A 21,298-nucleotide genomic window follows, 5' to 3' on the forward strand; every position below is an offset into this window, starting at 1 on the left:
GGGATTTTGGCCTATGGGAGCGAGGAGATCCATATCAGCGCCGGCTCCTATGTGGTGCGGGTCACCGGACGGGAGCTGGAGCTGCGGGCTATGACGGGCCTGGAGCTGCTCATCACCGGGCAGATCGCGGACATCCGCATGGAGTAGGAGGGGGAGCATGAGGCAGGTAGAAAATCTCCTGCGGGGAACGGTAACTCTCACGGCCCGGGGAGCCTTTCCGGAGCGGCTGTTGAATCTGTGCGCCCAGGAGCAGGTACCCTGCTGGGGGCTGGAGTGGGTGGACGAGCACGCCCTGCGGCTCATTACTCTGCGCCAGAAACTGCGGCGGCTGGAGGAGCTGGCGCAGCGTGTGGGGTGCGAGATCGAAATAGAGGACAGCAGGGGACTGCCTGCCTTCCTGCGCCGCTTCCGCAAGCGCTACGCATTTTTGGTGGGGCTGGCACTGAGTGTGGCGGCGGTGTGTATTCTCTCTCGGTTTATTCTCACCATCCAGGTCACGGGCAATGAGCAGGTATCCTCGGCCACCATCCTTTCCCAACTGCGCCAGCAGGGGGTGCGCCCGGGGGTATACGGACCAAGTCTGGACCGCAAGAGTATTGCCCAACGTGTCTTGTTGGAGATGCCCGATCTGTCCTGGATGTCCATCAATCTCTACGGTACCCGGCTGGAGGTGGTGGTGCGGGAGGCGGTCAAGGCGCCGGAGCTGGACCGGGAGGAGGGGTACTACGATGTGGTGTCCCAGGCTGACGGGATCATCCTCCAGGTGGAGCCGCTGGCCGGAGAGGCGCTGGTAGCGGAGGGGGATACGGTAGCAAAAGGCGAGGTGGTGATTTCGGGCCTGGTCAGCATGCCGCCCCCTCAGTACAGCGACCTGCCTACCCGCTACTACCAGACCCACGCCCGGGGCCGGGTGTGGGCCAGAACGTGGCGTACCCTGCGGGGTGCTATCCCTCTCCAGGCCCAGGTGAAGGAGTACACCGGGAAAGAGCGTACCCTGTGGTCGATAAGCTTTTTTGGATTTTCCCTGGATTTTTTCCGAAACAGTAGCATTCCATGGGAGTCTTATGATAAAATAACCACGGTGTACCAGGGAAGCCTCCCCGGCGGCCAGCGCCTGCCCATGATGCTTACGGCTCAGCGCTGCCGTGCCTATGAGACGCAGAGTGTGGACGTGGATGTGGAAGCGGCCCAAGCTCTGGTGGAGGAGGGACTGGAACGCCGGCTCCAGGATCTGATCGGCCCGGATGGACAGGTGTTGTCCCAAAACTTCACCGCCCGGGTGGCAGACGGGATGCTGGAAGTCACGCTGAGCGCCGAGTGCCAGGAGGAAATTGGCCAGGAGACGCCCAGCTCACGGGAAATTCCAGAGGAGGACTCCTCTGCCGAACAGGAGTAATCATACCAATGACAGAACAGACCATCAGTTTGGAGCGCTTGGAGGATACCATCAGCCTCTTTGGCTCCTTTGACGAGAATATCCGTTTGATCGAGCATGAGCTGGGGGTCTCGGTGATCAGCCGGGATTCCCAGCTGAAGGTGTCCGGGGAGGACCCGGAGCAAGTCCTATTTGCCGTGCATGCCATCGAGAACCTGATGGGCCTGGCCGCACGGGGAGAGGCTATCAACGAACAGAATGTACGATATGTCCTTCAGCTGGTGCGGGAGGGCCGGGAGCAGGAGGTACAGCAGCTGTCTGCCGGCGTGCTGTGCATCACTGCCAAGGGCAAGCCCATCAAGGCCAAGACCCTGGGCCAGAAGAAGTATGTGGAGGCTATTCAGAAGAATACAGTTACCCTGGGTATCGGTCCCGCCGGTACCGGTAAGACCTATCTGGCGGTGGCAGCGGCAGTGGCTGCCTTCCGGGCCAAGGAGATTAACCGCATCATCCTGACCCGTCCTGCTGTGGAGGCCGGAGAGCGGCTGGGCTTCCTGCCCGGCGATTTGCAGAGTAAGGTAGACCCCTACCTGCGCCCCCTGTACGACGCCCTCTTTGATATGCTGGGTCCTGAGACTTACCAGAAGTATCTGGAGCGGGGCAACATTGAGGTAGCTCCTTTGGCCTACATGCGCGGCCGTACCCTGGACGACAGCTTCATTATCCTGGACGAGGCCCAGAACACCTCCCGGGAGCAGATGAAGATGTTCCTGACCCGCCTGGGCTTTGGCTCCAAGATCGTCATTACCGGCGATATTACTCAGATCGACCTGCCCGGAGACAAGGTCTCCGGCCTGCGGGAGGCCATGCGGGTGCTCAAGGGCGTGGAGGATATTGCCATCTGCCGTCTCAACGAGAGCGATGTGGTCCGCCATGTGATCGTGCAGCGCATCATCAAGGCCTACGAGGTGGACGAGGAGCGCAAGAATAAAAAGGAGAACCGGAGATGACCCGGCTGTCCCTTTGGGGCTATGAGTTGGAGGTAGATGAACAGGCCACCCGAGCTTGGTATGCTCAGGCGGAGGAATGGAGCTGCACCTGCGGACACTGCCGCAACTTCCTGGTTTTGGCCAGGGAACGGAAGCTGCCGGAGGAGATCCTGCATATCCTGGACAGCCTGTCCATCCCGGTGGAGAAGGCCACGTATGTGTGCGAACTCTACCATGACGAAAGCTGGGAAAAGAAGGGGCTGCTCTACGAGATCAGCTGGCGCGTGGCGGGCGCAGTGGTCCAAACGCCGGAGAAGAAACAGAATAACGGTACCGCTTGGGGCCCACCGGTCGTATTCCCCACATTTCAGATGATGGTGGGCCATGAGTGTTACAATATCCAGCCTGAGTTCCCTGAGCCGAGCTTTGACCTGGACATCAGTTTGTACCTGCCTTGGGTGCTGGACGAGCCCTTAGATGGGCCAGAGGAGGAGACAACATTGAACCACGAGATCATCATTGAGACCGAGGTGGACGGAGCGGAGGAGTATGCCGACCTGCTGCGGCAGGTGATCCCTGCCACCCTGGCTGCTGAGGGAGTGGATGTGCCCTGCGAGGTGGACGTGCTGTTCACCGATGATGAGGGCATCCATCAGATCAACCTGGAGCAACGTGAGGTGGACCGGCCCACGGATGTGCTCTCCTTTCCCATGTTTGACCTCCAGCCCGGGGAACATCCCACCCAGGAGGACGCCGACCCCGGCGACAACCTGGTTCCTCTGGGAGATATGGTGATCTCCCTGGAGCGGGCGAAGGCTCAGGGAGAGGAGTACGGCCACGGCACCCGCCGGGAAGTGGCCTACCTGGCCGTCCACTCGGTGCTCCACCTGTTGGGGTACGACCATATGGACGAGGGCCCCATGAAAAAGCAAATGCGTCAGCGAGAGGAAGAAATTCTGGGAACGCTGGGCATTGTGAGAGAATAACACGCGGCCAATAGCTCAAGCCGCAGAAAGAAAGTTGAGGATCAATTTATGGAAATCAAAAAGTCGGGTATCATCACCCTGTGCGGACGGCCCAACGTGGGCAAGTCCACTTTGACCAATGCTCTGGTGGGGGAGAAGGTGGCCATCGTCACCAATAAGCCCCAGACCACCCGCAACCGCATTACCGCCATTTTGAACCGGGGAGAGAGCCAGTTCGTCTTTGTGGACACCCCTGGTCTCCACAAGGCACGCACCCGCCTGGGCGACTACATGGTGAATGTGGTCAAGGAGAGCGTGGCCGATGTGGATGGCATTATGCTGCTGGTAGAGCCCATCCCCAACATCGGCGCTCCCGAGCAGCAGCTCATCGACCGCATCAAGACCCTGGGCTGCCCCTCTGTGCTGGTCATCAACAAGGTGGACACCCTGGAGCAGAAGGAAAAGCTTCTGGAGGTCATCCAGGTCTACACCCAGGCCCACGACTTTACCGCCGTGGTGCCCATCTCCGCCAAAACCGGTGAGGGTGTGGACGAGCTGCTGAACGTGTTGGAGGGTTTCCTGCCCAACGGCCCCCAGCTCTTCCCCGAGGGCATGGTGTCCGACCAGCCCGAGCGGCAGATGATGGCGGAGATTTTGCGGGAGAAGTTGCTCCTGTGCCTGGACAAGGAGATTCCCCACGGGACCGCCGTGGAGATCACCAAGTTCTCTGAGCGGGACGACGAGGTCATCGAGATCGATGCCACCATTTATTGCGAAAAGAACAGCCACAAGGGTATTATCATCGGCAAGGGCGGCTCCATGCTGAAGAAGGTATCCTCCCTGGCCCGGCAGGACATGGAGCGGTTTATGGGTACCAAGGTGTATCTCCAGACCTGGGTGAAGGTAAAAGAAAATTGGCGGGATAACATCAATTTGATCCATAATTTTGGATACCGGGATGAGTGATTCAAGCAGTTTGCAGTTCGGCCAATTTTCTTTGCGAGCGCAAGCGAGCCGCGCCTTTGGCGCGTCCAAGTGTTTTTGCGCTGCAAAAACCTTGTCCACCGGCAAATTCACTTTGCCGGTGGAAGGATAAGATCAGGGTTCCCACAAAAGCCTGCTTTTGTGGGAAAATTGGAGAGATAACATCAACCTCATTCACAATTTCGGCTATCGGGACGAATAAACAAAACCTTCCATCTATAAATTTCGACTCCTTCCGCCATACTAAGGCCAGAAACAGAAAACGGAGGGACGGACATGGATGGAATGTGGGAACTGTTTTTTGCCACCGGGCTGCCTCAGGCCTACCTGGCTGCCCGGCGGGAGAAGCCGCAGGGCCGTTCTGAACCGACCTTGCCGCCCCGAAACGGGGAGACCATTTCTTCGCTGCCTCCACCGTGGCAGTGAGACTGGGGCCCGCTCCGACTGGAGCGGGCCCATCGTACATAAAAGGAGCGTTTGACCATGCATCTGCACACCAAAGCCCTGGTTCTGCGGGAGACAGCGTATAAGGAATCGGACAAGATCCTCACCCTGCTCACTCAGGAGCAGGGAAAGCTTACTGCCTCTGCCCGGGGCTGCCGCCGGAAAGGCAGTCCTCTGGCTGCGGGCAGTCAGCTGCTGGTGTGGTCGGATTTCATCCTCTACGAGTACCAGGGACGCTGGAGCGTGAAAGAGGCCGAGGTGGAGCGGGAGTTTCGCGGCATGCGGGAGGATTTGGACAAGTTCTCTCTGGGCTGCTACTTCGGTGAGGTGACCCAGGCGCTGGCCCTGGAGGGGCTGCCAAGTCCGGAGATGCTGTCCCTTATTTTAAACAGCCTCCACGCCCTGGACCGGTTGGACCGCCCTCTGGCCCTGGTGAAGGGAGCCTTTGAGCTGCGTGCCATGTGTCTGGCGGGGTACGAGCCGGTGCTGGATGCCTGTGCGGTGTGCGGTTGCCAGCCGGAGGAACCCCGGTTCCACCTGCGGGAAGGGGTGCTCCACTGTGCCCGCTGCCGCGGCGAGGTGGGGGACGGGGTGTCCATGCCTCTGGATCAGGGGGCGCTAGCCGCCATGCGCCATGTGGCCTACGGAGATCCCAAACGGCTATTTTTCTTCCAGCTGGAGGAGAAGAGTCTGTCCGCCTTTGCCGATGTGGCCGAGGCCTATCTGCTTACCCAGCTGGAGCGGGGCTTCAGTACCCTGGACTTTTACAAATCGCTGCGGTTGAGTTAAACAGAGCCGTTGGAACCTTGGTTCCAACGGCTCTGTTGCTTAGGCCATAAGTTCTTCCATCTCGTCCAGCAGACGGCCAAACTGGTCCAGGGCGTCCTGGATGGGCTGGGGGGAGGCCATGTCCACCCCGGCGCCCTTCAGCAGGTCGATGGGGTTCTGGCTGCACCCGCCGGACAGGAAGGTGAGGTAGTCCTGAACCGCCTGGTGACCGCCGGTGAGGATGCGGTTTGCCAGGGCGATGGCGGCGGAGTAGCCGGTGGCGTACTGGAAGACGTAGTAGTTGTAGTAGAAGTGGGGGATACGGGACCACTCCAGAGCGATCTGGGGGTCAGAGACCATGTCGGGGCCGAAATAGGCCTCGTTGAGGGCCTTGTATTCCCGGCAGAGAAGCTCCTCGGTCAGGGTCTCGCCCTGAGCCACCAGCTCGCCCATGCGCAGTTCAAACTCCGCGAACATGGTCTGGCGGTACAGGGTGCCCTTAAACTGCTCCAGGAAGTGGTTGATGAGCCAGGCCCGGCGGCGCTTGTCGTCGGTCTGCTTGAGCAGATGCTCCATGAGCAGGGCCTCGTTGCAGGTGGAGGCCACCTCGGCCACGAAAATCACATAGTCCCGATAGACGGTGGGCTGGGTGCGGTTGGAGAGGTAGGAGTGGACGGCGTGGCCCAGCTCATGGGCCAGGGTGAACATGCTGTCCAGGTCATCCTGGTAGTTGAGCAGAATATAGGGGTGGACCAGGGCGCCCGACATATAGCCGCCGGAGCGCTTACCCACGTTCTCGTACACATCGATCCAACGGTTGTCCAGAGCCTGACGGATGATGGCCTGGTACTCCGCACCCAGAGGGGCTACCGCCTGGTAGACGGTCTCCTTGGCCTGTTCATAAGGAATTTCCGCCTCTACGCCCGAGACCATGGGGGCGTACACGTCGTACATGTGGAGTTCGTCCACCCCCAGCAACTTTTTCCGCAGACGCACATAACGGTGCATCTTGTCCAGATTGGCCCGGACGGTGGAAATGAGGTTATGATAGACCTCCTCGGGGACGTGAGTGCCGTCCAGAGAGGCAGCTAAGGCGCTGGGGTAGCGGCGCGCCTTGGAGAAGAACTGGAGCTGCTTGACCTGGGCGGCCAGAGTGGCGGCCAGGGTGTTTTTCATACCGCCGTAGACGGAGTACAGGTTTTCAAAGGCGGATTTCCGCAATGCCCGGTCGGGGCTGGACATGAGCAGGGTGTAGGAGCCGTTGGAGAGAGGGTGAGCCTGCCCCTGACCGTCCACCGCGTCGGGGAAGGTGAGGTCGGCGTCGGTGAGCTTGGAGAAGATGTCATCGGGGGCCTGGGACAGTTCTCCGGCAGCGGCCAGCAGCTGCTCCTCCGCCTGGGAGAGAGTGTGGGGGCGGCGGCGCTGGATGTTGTGGAAGTAGCGGCGGTAGAGGGTGAGATCGGGGAGCTGGGCATAGAATTCCTCCAGACGCTCCTCGGGCAGAGCCAGCAGCTCAGGCACCTCAAAGGCGGTGGCACGCACCAGCTCCACATACTGGGTGGAGATCTGGCCCACCATGGCCTGGTAGGTAGCTACCCGGGTGTCCTCGTCGCTTTTCCGCTGGGCATAGTCCATGAGCTTGCTGAGCATCTCTCCGGCCTGCTGCTCCAAGGTGACAAAGTCGTAGAGGGTCTGGGCGCTCTCGCCCAGACGGCCGGCATAGCCCTCCAGCTTTTGGGTGAGGGATTTCAGAGTTTGGAACTCCTCCTTCCAGGCTTCATCAGTGGGGTAGAGGTCGGCGGTGTTCCAGGTATACTCCTGAGGGATGGCATCCCGCTGGGGGATGGATTTTTGTTTTGACATAGGGAACCTCCTGATCCATGGGGCTGAAGCCCCGGCATTTTTAATAGTATGGTAGCACGGGGCAAAAAATATGGCAACGGTTTTTCCAAAACAGACTGGGAGGGGTTGACAAACCGAGGATAGGTGTTTATTATTGCGTTATCACTTTAGCGAACTAGCGAAATAAACAAGGAGGCCTACCTATGTCCACCTTTTTCAGCGGTGCACTGAAAAATCTTGCGCCTTACACCCCTGGTGAGCAGCCCCAAGATCAGCAGTATGTGAAGCTCAACACCAACGAATCCCCCTATCCCCCCTCGGCTGGGGTAATCACTGCCCTCAATGCCAAAGAGGCCTCCGACCTGCGCCTGTATTCCGATCCCGAGTGCAAGGAGCTGAAAAAGGCCCTGGCAGACTATTACAAGGTGGAGCCGGAGAACATCTATGTGGGCAACGGCTCCGACGAGGCACTGAACTTTGCCTTCCTCTCCTATGCCACCGACGGCCGAGGGGTGGCCTTCGCTGACATCACCTACGGGTTCTATCCCGTGTTTGCTGACCTCTACCACATTCCCGTGCAGATTGTTCCCTTGAAATCCGACTTTTCCATCGCCCCTGAGGACTATTACGGTCTCAATAAGACCATCGTCATTGCCAACCCCAATGCTCCTACCGGCATGGCCCTGAGCCGAGACGCCATCGAGGGCATCGTCAAGGCCAACCCGGACAGCGTGGTGGTGGTGGATGAGGCCTATGTGGACTTCGGCGCAGAGAGCTGTGTGGAGCTGACCAAGATCTACCCCAACCTGCTGGTGGTGCAGACTTACTCCAAGTCCCGCTCCATGGCAGGAGCCCGGCTGGGCTACGCCATCGGTAATGCGGAGCTCATCCGGGACCTGGAGACGGTGAAGTTTTCCACCAACCCCTATAATGTGAATCGACTGACTCTGCGGGCTGGCGTACAGGCCATCGCCGAGCAGGATTACTACACGGAAAACTGTAAGAAGATCATGGACACCCGGGCCTATACCAAGGAAAAGCTGGAGAAGCTGGGCTTTACTGTGCTGGACTCCCGCTCCAACTTCCTGTTTGCCAGGAAGCCGGGTACTGACGGCGGAGCGATCTACCGTGGCCTCAAGGAGCGGGGCGTTCTGGTGCGTCACTTTGACAAGGACCCCATCCGGGATTATAATCGCATTACCATCGGTACCCAGGAGCAGATGGATATTTTCCTGACGAAGCTGGAGGAGCTGCTATGAGAACCGCTTCTGTTGCCCGCAAAACAAACGAGACCGACATTCGCCTGTCCCTCAACCTGGACGGCACGGGAAAGAGCACCGTGGAGAGCGGTGTGGGTTTTCTGGACCACATGCTCACCCTGCTGGCCCGCCACGGCGGACTGGACCTGGATGTCACTTGCCACGGGGATACCCAGGTGGACGACCACCACAGCGTGGAGGACATCGGTATTGCCATGGGAGACGCTTTTGCCCAGGCACTAGGAGATAAGCGGGGGATCAACCGCTACGCCTCCCTCCACCTGCCCATGGATGAGGCTTTGATTTTGTGTGCTGTTGATATCTCTGGCCGGGGAGGCTACTACGACGGTCTGGAGATCCCTACCGAGAAGATCGGCACGTTTGATACCCAGTTGGTGTATGAGTTTATGGAAGGGTTTGCGAAGCACGCCGGCCTCACCCTCCACCTGCGCCAGGTCTGCGGCCGCAACTCCCACCATATCGTAGAGGGGGCCTTCAAGGCTCTGGGCCGGGCACTGCGCCAGGCGGTGGCCATCGACCCCCGGTTTGAAACGGAAATTCCATCCACCAAAGGGATGCTGTAAGCGAGGAAGGATCAATGCTGGAAGAACAACTCAACGGGCTGTACGAACAGTACGGCTATCACAAATTTCGTATGTCCAAGTTTGAGGATTATGACCTGTACGCACAGAACAAGGACTTTTTGAAAAGCGGACATATCATTACCTTTACCGATGTGGACGGCGAGTTAAAGGCCCTCAAGCCCGACATAACCCTGTCCATTATGAAGAACAACAATGGCAGCAGCGAGAAGGTCTACTACAACGAGAACGTCTACCGGGACATGGGGGGCACCTTTAAGGAGATCCTCCAGGTGGGGGTGGAGTCGGTAGGCCAGCTGGACCCCTACGCCGAGGCGGAGGTCATTGCCCTGGCTGCCAAATCCCTGGAGCTGCTTTCCGAGGACTGTGTACTGGATCTGTCTGATGTGAGTTTTGTCTCGTGCCTGTTGGACGATATGGCCCTCTCAGGTCAGGTACGGGAGCAGGTGCTGGAGTTTATTGCCCAGAAGAATGTCCCCGGTGTCCAGGCTCTGGCCGACCGGGGGCTGATTACCATAGAGAATGCCCAGACCATCGCCCAGCTTATGTCCATCTACGCCCCTCTGCGGCAGGGCATTGACCAGGCCGGGCAGTTGGCCCGGAATGATGCTTCCTGGGATGCCCTGCGGCAGCTGTCTCTGGTGGCCTCCATCCTGGAGGGCTTTGGCCTGGGGGACCGGGTCCACCTGGACTTCTCCCTGGTGAACAGTATGGACTACTATAACGGGGTCATCTTCCAGGGTTTCCTTCAAAACATCCCATTCCCGGTACTCTCCGGCGGGCGGTATGACAACCGGCCCCGGAAGATGGGCAAGCAGGTGGGAGCTATCGGTTTTGCCCTGTACATGGGGCGTCTGGAGCCCTACTTCGGCCGGGAGAAACAGTATGACGCCGATCTGATGCTTACCTACGGCCCCGATGCCGACCTGGCTGATCTGGCTGCCTTTGTGGAGAAGCTGCGTTCCCGGGGGCTGGGAGTGCGCTGCCAGCGGCAGGGCGACCCGGTTGGAGGGGGGCGCTGCCGGAAGACGGAACGCTATGTCCGGGGTATGAAACCCGAGGAGGTGCTGGTATGATCAACGTAGCCCTGCCCAAGGGACGGCTGGGGGAGAGCGCCTACGAGCGCATGGCCGCCGCCGGGTATGACTGTCCCTCCATTTTAGAGAAGAATCGGAAGCTCACCTTTGAAAATCCGGAAAAAGGGGTGCGCTATTTTTGGGTCAAGCCCTCCGATGTAAGCATCTATGTGGAGCGGGGCGCCGCTGATGTGGGCATCGCGGGCAAGGACATTTTACTGGAGTACCGCCCCGATGTATATGAACTATTGGATCTGAAGATGGGCAAGTGCCGCATGTGCGTGGCCGGTCCGGAGGATTTTTATGACGATCCAAACCGGCAGCTTCGGGTGGCCACCAAGTTCCCCCACATCGCTACGGAGTATTACGATTCCCGCTCCCGGGACATCGATATCATCAAATTGAACGGTTCCATCGAACTGGCCCCTATCCTGGGCCTGTCCGATGTGATCGTGGATATTGTGGAGACGGGCAAAACTTTGTTGGAAAACCACCTGGCTCCCCTGGAGACCATCGTGGATATCAGCGCCCGGTTTATCTGCAATAAGGTGAGCTATAAGTTTAAGCACGAGGAAATCATCCGGCTGCGGGACGCGCTGGAACGGGATTTGTGAGGCGGCTTATGATCAAGATTTATGATATGAATGAAGTGCGGGACCAGGATATCTTCCTGCGCCACGACGCGGTAAAGGATGTGTCTCAGCCGGTGGCGGAGATTATCTGCCGGGTGCGGGCCGAGGGAGACGCCGCCCTCTACCACTACGCCCGGGAGTTTGATAAGGTGGAGCTGTCTGCCCTGGCTGTGACGGAGCAGGAGCTGGACGAGGCCCTGGCCGCCGAGGAGCCGGAGTTTCTGGCCGTGCTGGAGCAGGCGGCGAAGAATATCCGGGCCTACCACGCCAAGCAGAAGCGGCAGAGCTTTGTGATGGAAGAAAAAGAGGGGGTCATTCTGGGGCAGAAGATCATGCCCCTGGCCCGGGTGGGCATCTATGTCCCCGGAGGCACCGCAGCCTACCCCTCCACCGTGCTGATGAACGCCATCCCCGCCCATATTGCCGGGGTAGGGGAGATCGTTATGGTCACCCCGCCGGGAAAGGACGGCAAGGTGAACCCCGCCATTCTGGCCGCCGCTAAAATTGCGGGCGTTACCCAGATTTACAAAGTGGGCGGAGCCCAGGCCATTGCCGCCCTGGCCTACGGAACAGAGAGCGTCCCCCAGGTGGACAAGATTGTCGGTCCCGGCAACGCCTATGTGGCCGAGGCCAAAAAGCAGGTCTTTGGACAGGTGAACATCGACATGATCGCCGGACCCTCTGAGGTGCTGGTCATTGCCGACGGTAAGTCCAACCCCGCTTTTGTGGCTGCGGACCTCTTGAGCCAGGCGGAGCACGACAAGATGGCCTCTGCCGTGCTGGTCACCGAGAGCCGCCAGCTGGCCCAGGCGGTGGCTCAGGAGCTGGAGCGCCAGATCCCCCTGCTGGAGCGACAGGAGATCGCCCGGGCTTCCATCGATAATAACGGCAAAATCATCGTGGCTCCCGACCTGGAGCAGGCCATCGACGTGGCCAACCGCATCGCCCCGGAGCACCTGGAGCTGTGCGTGGATAGTCCCTTTGACTATTTGAGCCAGATCAAAAACGCCGGCTCCATCTTCTTGGGCCGGTGGAACCCGGAGCCCATGGGGGACTACTTTGCCGGCCCCAACCACACTCTGCCCACCTCGGGTACTGCACGATTTTATAGCCCCCTGTCGGTGGACGATTTTATCAAAAAGTCCCAGTTCAGCTATTACACCCGTCCGGCTCTGGAGAAGGAGTACCGCCAGGTGAGCCTGTTTGCCAAGAAGGAGGGCCTTACCGCCCACGCTCGTGCGGTGGATATCCGCTTTGACGAGAAGGAGGCGGGGAAATGATCGCCATCATCGACTACGGGGTGGGCAACCTGTTCTCCCTGAAAAGTTCCCTCGCCGCCATCGGGGCGGAAGCGGTGGTCACCCGGGACCAGCAAGTGCTGGACCAGGCGGATCACATCATTCTCCCCGGCGTGGGTGCCTTCGGTGACGCGGCGAACAAGCTGCGGGAGACAGGCATGTTCCAGGTGGTGCTGGATCAGGCCGCCTCTGGAAAGCCCCTGCTGGGCATCTGCCTGGGCATGCAGCTGCTGCTGGAGCGCTCCTTTGAGTACGGGGAACACCAGGGATTAGGACTGATCCCCGGCGAGGTGCGCCCCATCCGCCCGGTAATCCCGGCGGAGCTGGACGTACCCCACATGGGCTGGAACGGCCTACACTTCCCCAAAGACCGGGCGCGGAGCCCCATCTTTGCCGACCTCAATGAGGGAGACCACGTATATTTTGTCCACTCCTTTGCCGGCTTTGACTGCGGGGACTGCTGCACTGCCACGGCGGAGTACGGCACGGAGCTCACCGCCGCCGTCCAGAAGGACAACGTGTTCGGAACTCAGTTCCACCCGGAGAAGAGCGGAGACGTGGGACTGAAAATCTTGAAGGCATTTTGCCAATGGAGGTAAGAGCATGATTTTACTGCCTGCCATTGACCTGTATGAAAAGAAAGTAGTCCGCCTCACCCGGGGGGACTACGCCCAGATGACCGTCTACAACGACGACCCGGTGGCCCAGGCGAAACTTTTTCAGGATGCCGGAGCGCAGTGGCTCCACACCGTGGACCTGGAGGGGGCCAAGGACGGCTCCACCCCCAACTACTCGGTCATTGAGGCTATCTGCAAGGATACAAACTTGAAGGTGGAGATCGGCGGCGGCATCCGCAGTCTGGACACCATCCAGAAGTATCTGGATGCCGGGGTGGAGCGGGTGATTCTGGGCACCAAGGCGGTGACCGATCCCGCATTCCTGGAGGAGAGTTTAGACAAGTTCGGCAGCCACATCGCCGTGGGCGTGGACATCAAGGACGGAAAAATCGCCATCAAGGGCTGGCTGGAGACCGCCCAAGACAGCGTAGAGGACTTCTTCACAAAACTGTGTAAGCTGGGTGTGAGCACCGTCATCTGCACCGATGTGTCCAAGGACGGTATGCTGGCAGGGACCAATGTAGATCTCTACCGTCAGCTGTCCCAGAAGTTCTCCCTGGACCTCATTGCCTCCGGTGGGGTGTCCAGCCAGGAGGATTTGACGCGCCTTAAGGAGTTGGGGCTCTACGGGGCCATTCTGGGCAAGGCTCTGTACACCGGGGCGCTGGATCTGAAAACCGCCTTGAAGGAAATGGAGGGATAAGAGTGGTAACCAAACGCATCATCCCCTGCCTGGATATTAAAGATGGCCGGGTGGTGAAGGGGGTCAACTTTCTGAACCTCCAGGACGTGTCCAACCCCGTAAAGCTGGCCGACTACTACTCACGCTCTGGCGCGGACGAGCTGGTCTTTTACGATATCACCGCCTCCTTCGAAGGCCGGAAACTCTTTACTGATATTCTTACCGCTGTGGCCTCCACCATTTTTATCCCCCTCACTGTTGGGGGCGGCACCAACGGCGTGGAGGACTTTGAACGGGTCCTGGCCTGCGGGGCAGATAAGGTGTCGGTGAACTCCGGGGCCATCAAGCGGCCCGAACTTATCGGCGAGGCCGCCAAGCGCTACGGCGACCAGTGCGTGGTGCTCTCGGTAGATGCCAAGCGGGTGGACGGCAAGTACCACGTGTTCCTCAACGGCGGCCGGGTAGACACCGGCATGGACGCCCTGGAGTGGATCAAAGAGGGCGTGGACCGGGGCGCCGGCGAGGTGGTGGTCAACTCCATCGACACTGACGGCGTGAAGAAGGGCTTTGACATCGAAATGCTTCGGGACGTGAGCGCCATCGTCAACGTGCCCGTTATTGCCTCCGGCGGCGCGGGAGGCACCCAGGACTTTGTGGACTTGTTCCGGGAGCTGCCCCAGTTGTCCGCCGGTCTGGCGGCCAGTATCTTCCACTTCGGTGAGGTGGCCATCCCCGACCTGAAAGCGGAGCTGAGACGAAACGGAGTGTGTGTGCGGCTATGATCGATCTGGATACCTTGAAATTTGACGACCGCGGGCTCATCCCCGCTATCGTGCAGGACGCCAAGACGGGCAAGGTGCTCACCCTGGCCTATATGAACCGGGAGTCCTTGGAGATTTCCCTGAAGCGGAAGCTTACCTGCTTCTGGTCCCGCTCCCGCCAGGAGCTGTGGCTCAAGGGGGAGACCAGCGGCAATTATCAGCACATTGTGGAGTTGCGGGCCGACTGCGACAAGGACGCCCTGCTGGTGCGGGTCAACAAGGAGGGGCCTGCCTGCCACTTGGGCACCGACTCCTGCTTTGACGGCAACCTAATTTATGAGAGCGAGGAAGACTGACATGAGTGAATTTTCTTACGAGGGGCTCTACGCCCTGCTGGAGGGACGCAACAAAGAGCGCCCCGAGGGTTCTTATACCACCTATCTGTTTGAAAAGGGTCTGGATAAGATTCTGAAAAAGGTGGGCGAGGAGTGCACCGAGGTGATTATCGCCGCCAAGGACCAGGATCACAAGGAGACGGTCTATGAGATTGCCGACCTGGCCTACCACGTGATGGTGCTGATGGTGGCCTCCGGCATCAGCCTGGACGAGATCAAGGCGGAGTTGGCTTCCCGTCACGTCATCGACCACAAGGTGAAGCAGGAAAAGATGGCTTCCGACTTTTCTTAACCTACTTTTCTTGAAAGAAAAGTAGGCAAAAGAACTTTGTGCGAAACTTCGTTTCGCGTCTGCCCTTGACTGAGAGAGTACAAGTCCCTAAGGCAGGAGCCCATCACGAACCTGCATGATTTAAGAACGTGCCACGGAAGGAGAATTCACCATGCTGCTTGGCGATTTTCACACCCACTCTACTTTGGATGACGGAAAGAGCACCCTGGAGGAGATGGCGGCGGCGGCCTATGATTTTGGGGTGACCCACTTCGGTTTTTCCGGCCATAGCTTTGAGGAGTACGGCCAGGACTTCTGCCTGCCCAAAAAGGATGTGCCCATCTACCTGGAGACTGCCCGAAAACTCCAGGAAGCATACCGGGGCCGGATGGAAGTCTTTGTGGGCATGGAGCTGGACTACTTTGGGGAAAATCCCGGTGGATTGGACTATGTGATTGGTTCTGTCCACTGTGTGAAGCAGGGGGATGCGGCCTGCTATGTGGACGAGAGCGCCCAAGCCAGCCAGCGGGCGGTGGACGAGTACTTCGGCGGCGACTGGTACCGCTATACGGATGCCTACTACGACCTGGTGGCCGATCTGCCCCGAAAGACCGGGTGCCAGTGGATCGGCCACTTTGACCTGGTCACCAAGTTCAATGAACAGGCCCATACCATCGATGAGGACAGTCCCCGGTATCTGCGCCGGGCATTGGAAGCGATGGAGTACCTGGTCAAACAGGGTGTGGCCTTTGAGATCAACACCGGGGCTGTGGCCCGTGGCTACCGCACCACACCTTACCCCGGCAATGCCCTGCTGCGCCAGCTGAAGGAATTTGGCGGAGAAATCATTGTAAACTCGGATTGTCACTACGCTCCCCAGCTGTGCTTCGGCTTTGATCAGGCGGCGGAGCTGGCCCAGGCGGCGGGTTTCACCCACACCAACCTGTGGACACGAGACGGCCTGCGGCCGGTGAGCTGGGACGAATTTGGAAAGGGGAGAGAGTAAGATGCGGCTGCAAGGAGCTATTTTTCAGCTGCCCGACGCTCTGCTGGATGCGGCGGGAGTGCCCCGCAGTGGGGTGAAGGAGTTCCTGTCCGTTATGAAGATGGAGGGGGTCTGGATGTATGGCGTGACCGACCAGCCTCTGGAGGAGTGCCGCCGCGCCCTGGAGGGGGCAGGACTTGCTTCCTATTTCCGGGGCCTCATGCAGGCCCAGGAGCATGGAACTGGGCTGGATGACCCTCAGGTGTACTACAAGGTGGTCAAACGCCTGCGCACAGCTCCCCGGGCTACGGCGGTTTTTACCACTGACCCGGCTGTTCTCCATGCAGCAAAGGAGGAGCACCTGTATCTGGTGTATGTAGGCCGACCTGGTGAAGACGAGGGAGTGGCCCATCAGGTGATTTCCGATTACACAGACATGACGCAAAGCACATAAAAAATCCGTGGCTGGATGTTCCAGTCACGGATTTTTGGTGTATCAGGTAAGATACAACGGGGCGAAACAAAAGTTTCGCACAACATTCTTTTGGTCCTTTTCTTTTCAAGAAAAGGATCAGTGATTTCCAGCACAGCCGTGCTTATCTTCACCACAGGTGTGGTTTCCACAGTTGTGGTCCTCGCCGTGGTGGTGGCTGCACTGGGTGTCGGGATCGAAGGCCAGCTTGCCCGCCAGCAGGTCAGATACCTTGCTGTCTGCGTCGCCAGAGACACCAGGGTAGAGCTGAATGCCCGCCTCGGCCAGGGCAGTGCGGGCGCCGCCACCGATGCCGCCGCAGATCAGGGTGTCCACCTGATGTTGCTGAAGGAACCCAGCCAAGGCGCCGTGGCCGCTGCCGATGGCGCTGACCACCTGGGAGGAAACCACCTGGCCGTCTTGGACATCATAGAGTTTAAACTGTTCGCAGTGGCCGAAGTGCTGGAACACCTGGCCGTTTTCGTAAGTTACCGCGATTTTCATCATACAACACCTCAAACATATTGTACCCCGATTTTCGGAAAAAGCAAGGGACAGACAAATTCCACGCCTCGGGAGAGCAGTTTTGTGGTATAATGGGCTCCGCGAGACAAAAGATGCCCGGCGCTCCGGCCGGGATACCAAGGAAAGGAAACCCTATGAACGAAAAAGAAGTGGCGGAGCTCCGCCGGCGCTTCCGGCAGGACCGGAGCGGCATTTCCCACGTACGTGGGTGCTATGTGAATCAAAACGGGGAGATCATCTCTCAGTTTGACCAGTCTCTTGGAGTCATGACCCAGGAGGAGAATGAGAAGATCCTGGGCCTGCTGAAAAAGACTCTGTCGGGGACCCTGGGCAAGAACCTGTTGGACATCACCTTTGAGACCCAGCAGGTGGTAAGCGGGGCAGAGCACAAGCTGCTCATGACCCTGCGCAATTCTCAGCTCCAGGACGAGGAGGCAGTGCAGGAATTTTTCCAGAAGGTCATTGGAGCAGTGGAGCTGGAGACCAACTATCTGGTCCTCCTGGTCCACGACGCCTACGATGTGCCTTACAAAGCTAAGGACGGGGAGGAATTGGAGGATAGCTCCGCAGAAATCTACTCCTACATCCTGTGCAGCATCTGCCCCATCAAGGAGACCAAGCCGGCTCTCAGCTACTCGGTACAGGAAAACCAGTTCCACAACCTGTCTCCCGACTGGGTGGTGGCCCAGCCCGAGATGGGCTTCTTGTTCCCTGCCTTTGACGACCGCAGCACCAATCTCTATAACGCCCTGTACTATTCCAAAGATGTGCAGGATGTCCATGAAGCCCTGATTGATGCCCTGTTCCACACTCCGGCTCCCATGCCTGCCGAGACCCAGAAGGCCACCTTTGCCTCGGTGCTCTCTGACACCCTGGGGGAGGAGTGCAGCTACGAGGTGGTCCAGGCGGTCCACGACCAGCTGTGTGGCCTGATGGAGGACCACAAGGAGAGCCACGAGCCCCAGCCTCTGGTGGTGGGCAAGCGGGAAGTGCGTCAGGCTCTGTCAGCCAACGGGGTTTCACAGGAACATATGGATGCCTTTGAGGGAAAGTATGACGAGGCCTTCGGCGCGGACGCCCAGCTCAGCCCCCGGAATCTGGTGGACCCCAAACGGGTGGAGCTGAAGACCGCCGATGTGACCATTAAGGTGAACCCCGACCGCAGCGACCTGGTCCAGACCCGGGTGCTCAATGGGGTGAAGTACATCCTGGTGCGGGTGGAGGAGGGCGTAGAGCTCAACGGCGTGCCTGTCCAGATCCAAGAGTAAAAAAGAAGCGCTTCCCATCGGGAAGCGCTTCTTTTACATGCCTTCAATGAGGGCCACTTTCATATAGCCCTCGTCCACGTTGATCTCCTTGACGAACTGATCCACGGCCGGGATCATGATTTCCCGCTTGCCGCCCCGCACCACATACACGTTGTTAGCGGGGGGAGTAAGGATATCATCTACCTTGCCCAGCACCTCATCCGTCTGAGCATCCCGTACCTCCAGGCCGTAGATGTCGGCCAGGAAGAAGCTCCCCTTGGGGAGATTGGCGTCGTCGCGGTCGATGTAAAGAATGGCGTTGCGCATGGCAAGAGCGCCGTTTACATCGGTGACTCCGTGGAACTTGATGATGACCATATTCTTATGAACCCGAGCCCGCTCTACTTCGATGGGCCAGTGGGTCTTGTCCACATAAAGGGTCTTAAAACGGCACAGAAAGTCGGGGGAGTCGGCCCAGGGCTGGACCCGCACCTCGCCCATCAAACCATGGACGTTGGTAACCTTTCCCACTTCCAAATACTGTTCGTTCATCCGCGGGTACCTCCTTTGGGATAAAAACACTGGCGCAGGAATTCCTGCGCCAGACGTTTTTGGGTCAAAGCCCTTTAATCGACGATCTCCACCGAGACGCGCTTACCGGACCGCTGGGCCACGGAGCGAATCAATGTGCGGATCTCTTTGGCGATGCGGCCCTGGCGACCGATCACCTTGCCGGTGTCCTCCGGAGCCACACGAAGCTCCAGAATGGTCTCGCCGTCGGCATCGATCTCCGTAACGGAGACCTGCTCCGGATGATCCACCAGATTCCGGGCCACATAGGTCAGAAGCTCTTTCATTGTGCAAGACCTCCAGCCTTAAAGTGCGCCGGCTTTTTTCAGCAGATCACGAACGGTCTCAGTGGGCTGAGCGCCGGTCTTGATCCAGGCCTGAGCGCGGTCCACGTCCACCTTCAGTTCAGCGGGGTTGACGACGGGATTGTAAGTGCCGATCTCCTCGATGAAACGGCCGTCACGGGGATAGCGGGAGTCAGCCACCACGATACGGTAGAAGGGAGCCTTCTTAGCGCCCATACGGCGCAGTCTGATCTTGACCATTTATATTCACCTCCAAAGAATTTGTTTCATATATGGAAAGCGTGTACCACGCTTCACCAACAGGGAAAGGTTAGAAGGGCAGGCCGGGCATTCCGCCGCCCATTCCGGGGAAGCCGCCCTTTTTGCCCATCAGCTTGCGCATGTTCCGGGGCATTTTTCCGCCGGAGAACTGCTTGGTGATGAGCTGGAGCATCTCAAACTGCTTGAGCAGGCGGTTTACATCCACCACCTGAGTGCCGGAACCGGCGGCAATGCGCTTTTTCCGGTTGGAGTTGAGACAGCTGGGGTTTTCCCGCTCGTAGGGGGTCATGGACAGGATGATGGCTTCCATCTGCTTGAGCATACCGTCATCCATGTTGGCTCCCTCCAGGTCGGAGGCCTTCACGCCGGGGAGCATCCCGGCCAGGTCGCTGAGAGAGCCCATATTTTTAATCTGAGCCATCTGCTCATAGAAATCAGTGAGAGTAAACTTGTTTTTCCGCAGCTTCTCCTGCATCTCCAGGGCTTTCTGGCGGTCGAAGTTCTGCTCTGCCTTCTCAATGAGGGAGAGCATATCGCCCATGCCCAGGATTCGGCTGGCCATTCGGTCGGGGTGGAAGACCTCAATCTGGTCCAGCTTCTCACCCACGCCCACAAATTTGATGGGCTTGCCGGTGACTGCCTTGATAGAGAGAGCGGCACCGCCTCGGGCGTCGCCGTCCAGCTTGGTGAGCACCACGCCGTCAATGTCCAGGGCGTCGTCGAAAGCCTTGGCGGCATTCACTGCATCCTGACCGATCATGGCGTCCACCACCAAGAGAATCTCGGTGGGCTCCACAGCGGCCTTAATGGCACGCAGCTCGTCCATCAGTTCCTCGTCCACATGGAGGCGGCCGGCGGTGTCCAGAAACACCATGTCGTTTCCGTGCTCCTTGGCGTGAGCGATGGCGGCCTTGGCAATGTCTACCGGATTGGCCTGGCCCATCTGGAAGACGGGCAGATCCAGCTGCTGGCCCACAACCTCCAACTGCTTGATGGCGGCGGGGCGGTAGATATCACAGGCGGCCAGCAAAGGCCGCTTGTCGTTTTGCTTTTTCATGAGACCGGCCAGCTTGGCACAGTTGGTGGTCTTGCCTGCGCCCTGAAGACCTACCATCATCACAATGGTGGGGGGCTTGGAGGCGATCTCCAGCTTGGCGCTGGTGCCGCCCATCAGGTCGGTGAGCTCCTGGTTGACGATCTTAATGATCATCTGGGCGGGAGACAGGGCCTCCAGCACGTCGGCGCCAACCGCTTTTTCGGTGACCTGGGCAATGAACTGCTTGACCACCTTGTAGCTGACGTCGGCCTCCAGCAGGGCCAGACGGATTTCCCGCATGGCCTCCTTTACGTCGGCCTCGGACAGCCGTCCCTTGCCCCGCAGCTTTTTAAAGGCGGCAGAGAGCTTTTCGGTCAGTCCTTCAAATGCCATGGGTTACTCCTTCTCCATCAGCTTGGCAATGTCCTGGATCTTCACAGCCAGGGCCTCCAGCTGGGGGTCGTCGTAGCGATGGGAGCGCTCCAGAATTTCGCCGGCAGCCTGCTCGATTTCCTGCAGCTGCTTTTGCATGGCATGGAAGCGCTTGATGAGACCGGTCTTGTCTTCCAGGTCGGTGAGGATACCCTCCGCCCGGACGATCACATCCCGCACACCCTGGCGGGTGATGCCGTTATTTTCCGCGATCTCAGCCAGAGAGAGGTCCTCGTTGTAGTAGAGGTCATAAAATTCCTTCTGACGCTCGGTGAGCACATCGCCGTAAAAGTCGTACAGCAGAGCCATACGGTATGCCTGACTCTTCAAAGGGAGGCCTCCTCTCGTAATAATGTAAAGTTCAAAAACTTTACAAGTGGAATCATACCATATTTGCCCTCGTTTGTCAACCTGAAAAATGGTTGGAAACCGGGGCGTTTTTTGGTATATTCCCCGAGAGCGGGGGCAGAATGGGAGGCAGGCGGGGCAGAGGAAAGTTTTGCTT

The 21,298-nt window shown here is 58.7% G+C and carries 28 protein-coding genes; 20 read left to right on the forward strand and 8 right to left on the reverse strand.

All coding sequences use genetic code 11. The features are described 5' to 3' along the window. The first annotated feature begins 6 nt into the window (after positions 1-6). The 5 genes from ACLTXB_RS09625 to era are packed head-to-tail and all read left to right on the forward strand — an operon-like array spanning position 7 to position 4,295. Positions 7-147: a YabP/YqfC family sporulation protein gene (locus ACLTXB_RS09625; protein WP_428226860.1), complete on the forward strand. Its 141-nt coding sequence runs from the start codon at positions 7-9 to the stop codon at positions 145-147. Positions 148-157: 10 nt separating this feature from the next. After that, positions 158-1,396: a sporulation protein YqfD gene (locus ACLTXB_RS09630; protein ID WP_008980115.1), complete on the forward strand. Its 1,239-nt coding sequence runs from the start codon at positions 158-160 to the stop codon at positions 1,394-1,396. Between the two features lie 8 nt (positions 1,397-1,404). Then, complete coding sequence (locus tag ACLTXB_RS09635) at positions 1,405-2,385, forward strand: PhoH family protein (RefSeq protein ID WP_235397334.1); 981 nt, start codon at positions 1,405-1,407, stop codon at positions 2,383-2,385. After that, complete coding sequence (gene ybeY / locus ACLTXB_RS09640) at positions 2,382-3,350, forward strand: rRNA maturation RNase YbeY (protein ID WP_428226824.1); 969 nt, start codon at positions 2,382-2,384, stop codon at positions 3,348-3,350. The genes ACLTXB_RS09635 and ybeY overlap by 4 nt, the downstream gene beginning before the upstream one ends. A gap of 48 nt (positions 3,351-3,398) precedes the next feature. Further along, entirely contained in the window at positions 3,399-4,295 is an 897-nt protein-coding gene (gene era, locus ACLTXB_RS09645) for a GTPase Era (RefSeq protein WP_008980118.1), read from the forward strand. A 1-nt stretch (position 4,296) separates the two neighbouring features. On the opposite strand, the gene ACLTXB_RS09650 is transcribed toward era, so the two are convergent. Further along, entirely contained in the window at positions 4,297-4,491 is a 195-nt protein-coding gene (locus tag ACLTXB_RS09650; protein WP_235397336.1) for a hypothetical protein, read from the reverse strand. Between the two features lie 98 nt (positions 4,492-4,589). On the opposite strand from ACLTXB_RS09650, the gene ACLTXB_RS09655 reads away from it, so the two are divergent. Together ACLTXB_RS09655 and recO are read left to right on the forward strand one after the other, a co-directional pair. Continuing rightward, a complete protein-coding gene (locus ACLTXB_RS09655) occupies positions 4,590-4,739 on the forward strand; it encodes a hypothetical protein (protein ID WP_008980119.1) in 150 nt (49 codons plus the stop codon). A 57-nt stretch (positions 4,740-4,796) separates the two neighbouring features. Continuing rightward, complete coding sequence (gene recO / locus ACLTXB_RS09660) at positions 4,797-5,546, forward strand: DNA repair protein RecO (protein WP_428226825.1); 750 nt, start codon at positions 4,797-4,799, stop codon at positions 5,544-5,546. 39 nt (positions 5,547-5,585) lie between these two features. Here the strand turns inward: recO and pepF are convergent, their stop codons facing one another. Beyond that, entirely contained in the window at positions 5,586-7,388 is a 1,803-nt protein-coding gene (gene pepF / locus ACLTXB_RS09665; protein WP_428226826.1) for an oligoendopeptidase F, read from the reverse strand. Between the two features lie 182 nt (positions 7,389-7,570). Here pepF and hisC point away from each other — a divergent pair, with 182 nt between their 5' ends. The 12 genes from hisC (at position 7,571) to ACLTXB_RS09725 (ending at position 16,399) form a co-directional block, all read left to right on the forward strand. Then, the gene (hisC, locus tag ACLTXB_RS09670; protein WP_428226827.1) at positions 7,571-8,626 is read left to right on the forward strand and encodes a histidinol-phosphate transaminase; all 1,056 of its coding nucleotides are present in this window, start codon (positions 7,571-7,573) and stop codon (positions 8,624-8,626) included. Beyond that, positions 8,623-9,210, forward strand: a complete 588-nt coding sequence (gene hisB, locus ACLTXB_RS09675; protein ID WP_110441155.1) for an imidazoleglycerol-phosphate dehydratase HisB — start codon at positions 8,623-8,625, stop codon at positions 9,208-9,210. The genes hisC and hisB overlap by 4 nt, the downstream gene beginning before the upstream one ends. 14 nt (positions 9,211-9,224) lie before the next feature. Further along, the gene (locus ACLTXB_RS09680) at positions 9,225-10,304 is read left to right on the forward strand and encodes an ATP phosphoribosyltransferase regulatory subunit (protein ID WP_428226828.1); all 1,080 of its coding nucleotides are present in this window, start codon (positions 9,225-9,227) and stop codon (positions 10,302-10,304) included. Then, complete coding sequence (gene hisG, locus ACLTXB_RS09685) at positions 10,301-10,918, forward strand: ATP phosphoribosyltransferase (RefSeq protein WP_302668172.1); 618 nt, start codon at positions 10,301-10,303, stop codon at positions 10,916-10,918. The genes ACLTXB_RS09680 and hisG overlap by 4 nt, the downstream gene beginning before the upstream one ends. Positions 10,919-10,926: 8 nt before the next feature. Beyond that, the gene (hisD, locus tag ACLTXB_RS09690; RefSeq protein ID WP_428226829.1) at positions 10,927-12,216 is read left to right on the forward strand and encodes a histidinol dehydrogenase; all 1,290 of its coding nucleotides are present in this window, start codon (positions 10,927-10,929) and stop codon (positions 12,214-12,216) included. After that, positions 12,213-12,833, forward strand: coding sequence for an imidazole glycerol phosphate synthase subunit HisH (gene hisH, locus ACLTXB_RS09695; RefSeq protein WP_428226830.1), 621 nt, complete (start codon positions 12,213-12,215; stop codon positions 12,831-12,833). The genes hisD and hisH overlap by 4 nt, the downstream gene beginning before the upstream one ends. A 4-nt stretch (positions 12,834-12,837) precedes the next feature. After that, positions 12,838-13,554, forward strand: coding sequence for a 1-(5-phosphoribosyl)-5-[(5-phosphoribosylamino)methylideneamino]imidazole-4-carboxamide isomerase (hisA, locus tag ACLTXB_RS09700; RefSeq protein WP_428226831.1), 717 nt, complete (start codon positions 12,838-12,840; stop codon positions 13,552-13,554). A 2-nt stretch (positions 13,555-13,556) separates the two neighbouring features. Further along, a complete protein-coding gene (gene hisF / locus ACLTXB_RS09705; protein WP_428226832.1) occupies positions 13,557-14,315 on the forward strand; it encodes an imidazole glycerol phosphate synthase subunit HisF in 759 nt (252 codons plus the stop codon). Then, positions 14,312-14,650 carry a phosphoribosyl-AMP cyclohydrolase gene (gene hisI / locus ACLTXB_RS09710; RefSeq protein ID WP_020989504.1) on the forward strand — a complete coding sequence of 113 codons (339 nt, stop codon included), beginning with the start codon at positions 14,312-14,314 and terminating at the stop codon, positions 14,648-14,650. The genes hisF and hisI overlap by 4 nt, the downstream gene beginning before the upstream one ends. Position 14,651: 1 nt before the next feature. Further along, positions 14,652-14,981, forward strand: coding sequence for a phosphoribosyl-ATP diphosphatase (hisE, locus tag ACLTXB_RS09715; protein ID WP_428226833.1), 330 nt, complete (start codon positions 14,652-14,654; stop codon positions 14,979-14,981). A gap of 151 nt (positions 14,982-15,132) precedes the next feature. Then, positions 15,133-15,966 (forward strand): histidinol-phosphatase HisJ family protein, encoded by an 834-nt coding sequence (locus ACLTXB_RS09720; RefSeq protein WP_428226834.1) that lies wholly within the window; start codon positions 15,133-15,135, stop codon positions 15,964-15,966. Position 15,967: 1 nt separating this feature from the next. Then, complete coding sequence (locus ACLTXB_RS09725) at positions 15,968-16,399, forward strand: hypothetical protein (protein ID WP_428226835.1); 432 nt, start codon at positions 15,968-15,970, stop codon at positions 16,397-16,399. A 117-nt stretch (positions 16,400-16,516) separates the two neighbouring features. Here ACLTXB_RS09725 and ACLTXB_RS09730 read toward each other — a convergent pair whose 3' ends face one another. Continuing rightward, a complete protein-coding gene (locus ACLTXB_RS09730; protein WP_110441830.1) occupies positions 16,517-16,921 on the reverse strand; it encodes a NifB/NifX family molybdenum-iron cluster-binding protein in 405 nt (134 codons plus the stop codon). Between the two features lie 155 nt (positions 16,922-17,076). Between ACLTXB_RS09730 and ACLTXB_RS09735 the strand changes: the two genes are divergently transcribed. Further along, positions 17,077-18,210: a DUF4317 domain-containing protein gene (locus tag ACLTXB_RS09735; RefSeq protein ID WP_428226836.1), complete on the forward strand. Its 1,134-nt coding sequence runs from the start codon at positions 17,077-17,079 to the stop codon at positions 18,208-18,210. 33 nt (positions 18,211-18,243) lie between these two features. Here the strand turns inward: ACLTXB_RS09735 and rimM are convergent, their stop codons facing one another. The 5 genes from rimM to ylxM form a co-directional block, all read right to left on the reverse strand. After that, entirely contained in the window at positions 18,244-18,741 is a 498-nt protein-coding gene (gene rimM / locus ACLTXB_RS09740; protein ID WP_428226837.1) for a ribosome maturation factor RimM, read from the reverse strand. A 74-nt stretch (positions 18,742-18,815) separates the two neighbouring features. Beyond that, entirely contained in the window at positions 18,816-19,046 is a 231-nt protein-coding gene (locus ACLTXB_RS09745) for a KH domain-containing protein (protein WP_008980138.1), read from the reverse strand. A gap of 18 nt (positions 19,047-19,064) precedes the next feature. Further along, positions 19,065-19,304, reverse strand: a complete 240-nt coding sequence (gene rpsP, locus ACLTXB_RS09750) for a 30S ribosomal protein S16 (RefSeq protein ID WP_008980139.1) — start codon at positions 19,302-19,304, stop codon at positions 19,065-19,067. Positions 19,305-19,374: 70 nt separating this feature from the next. After that, complete coding sequence (gene ffh, locus ACLTXB_RS09755; protein WP_428226838.1) at positions 19,375-20,754, reverse strand: signal recognition particle protein; 1,380 nt, start codon at positions 20,752-20,754, stop codon at positions 19,375-19,377. Positions 20,755-20,757: 3 nt separating this feature from the next. Then, positions 20,758-21,123, reverse strand: coding sequence for a YlxM family DNA-binding protein (gene ylxM, locus ACLTXB_RS09760; protein ID WP_008980141.1), 366 nt, complete (start codon positions 21,121-21,123; stop codon positions 20,758-20,760). Between the last annotated feature and the right edge of the window lie 175 nt (positions 21,124-21,298).

Source organism: Flintibacter sp. (assembly GCF_046973065.1).

Bases quoted from the DNA above. Each gene is read 5' to 3' on its own strand.
- ACLTXB_RS09655 (WP_008980119.1), top strand. From the start codon at position 4,590: ATGGATGGAATGTGGGAACTGTTTTTTGCCACCGGGCTGCCTCAGGCC.
- ybeY (WP_428226824.1), top strand. From the start codon at position 2,382: ATGACCCGGCTGTCCCTTTGGGGCTATGAGTTGGAGGTAGATGAACAG.
- pepF (WP_428226826.1), bottom strand. From the start codon at position 7,388: ATGTCAAAACAAAAATCCATCCCCCAGCGGGATGCCATCCCTCAGGAG.
- recO (WP_428226825.1), top strand. From the start codon at position 4,797: ATGCATCTGCACACCAAAGCCCTGGTTCTGCGGGAGACAGCGTATAAG.
- ACLTXB_RS09735 (WP_428226836.1), top strand. From the start codon at position 17,077: ATGAACGAAAAAGAAGTGGCGGAGCTCCGCCGGCGCTTCCGGCAGGAC.
- ACLTXB_RS09745 (WP_008980138.1), bottom strand. From the start codon at position 19,046: ATGAAAGAGCTTCTGACCTATGTGGCCCGGAATCTGGTGGATCATCCG.
- ACLTXB_RS09720 (WP_428226834.1), top strand. From the start codon at position 15,133: ATGCTGCTTGGCGATTTTCACACCCACTCTACTTTGGATGACGGAAAG.
- hisB (WP_110441155.1), top strand. From the start codon at position 8,623: ATGAGAACCGCTTCTGTTGCCCGCAAAACAAACGAGACCGACATTCGC.
- hisC (WP_428226827.1), top strand. From the start codon at position 7,571: ATGTCCACCTTTTTCAGCGGTGCACTGAAAAATCTTGCGCCTTACACC.
- ACLTXB_RS09725 (WP_428226835.1), top strand. From the start codon at position 15,968: ATGCGGCTGCAAGGAGCTATTTTTCAGCTGCCCGACGCTCTGCTGGAT.
- rimM (WP_428226837.1), bottom strand. From the start codon at position 18,741: ATGAACGAACAGTATTTGGAAGTGGGAAAGGTTACCAACGTCCATGGT.
- era (WP_008980118.1), top strand. From the start codon at position 3,399: ATGGAAATCAAAAAGTCGGGTATCATCACCCTGTGCGGACGGCCCAAC.
- rpsP (WP_008980139.1), bottom strand. From the start codon at position 19,304: ATGGTCAAGATCAGACTGCGCCGTATGGGCGCTAAGAAGGCTCCCTTC.
- hisD (WP_428226829.1), top strand. From the start codon at position 10,927: ATGATCAAGATTTATGATATGAATGAAGTGCGGGACCAGGATATCTTC.
- ACLTXB_RS09730 (WP_110441830.1), bottom strand. From the start codon at position 16,921: ATGAAAATCGCGGTAACTTACGAAAACGGCCAGGTGTTCCAGCACTTC.
- hisH (WP_428226830.1), top strand. From the start codon at position 12,213: ATGATCGCCATCATCGACTACGGGGTGGGCAACCTGTTCTCCCTGAAA.
- ffh (WP_428226838.1), bottom strand. From the start codon at position 20,754: ATGGCATTTGAAGGACTGACCGAAAAGCTCTCTGCCGCCTTTAAAAAG.
- ACLTXB_RS09635 (WP_235397334.1), top strand. From the start codon at position 1,405: ATGACAGAACAGACCATCAGTTTGGAGCGCTTGGAGGATACCATCAGC.
- ACLTXB_RS09630 (WP_008980115.1), top strand. From the start codon at position 158: ATGAGGCAGGTAGAAAATCTCCTGCGGGGAACGGTAACTCTCACGGCC.
- hisA (WP_428226831.1), top strand. From the start codon at position 12,838: ATGATTTTACTGCCTGCCATTGACCTGTATGAAAAGAAAGTAGTCCGC.
- hisG (WP_302668172.1), top strand. From the start codon at position 10,301: ATGATCAACGTAGCCCTGCCCAAGGGACGGCTGGGGGAGAGCGCCTAC.
- hisI (WP_020989504.1), top strand. From the start codon at position 14,312: ATGATCGATCTGGATACCTTGAAATTTGACGACCGCGGGCTCATCCCC.
- ACLTXB_RS09680 (WP_428226828.1), top strand. From the start codon at position 9,225: ATGCTGGAAGAACAACTCAACGGGCTGTACGAACAGTACGGCTATCAC.
- hisE (WP_428226833.1), top strand. From the start codon at position 14,652: ATGAGTGAATTTTCTTACGAGGGGCTCTACGCCCTGCTGGAGGGACGC.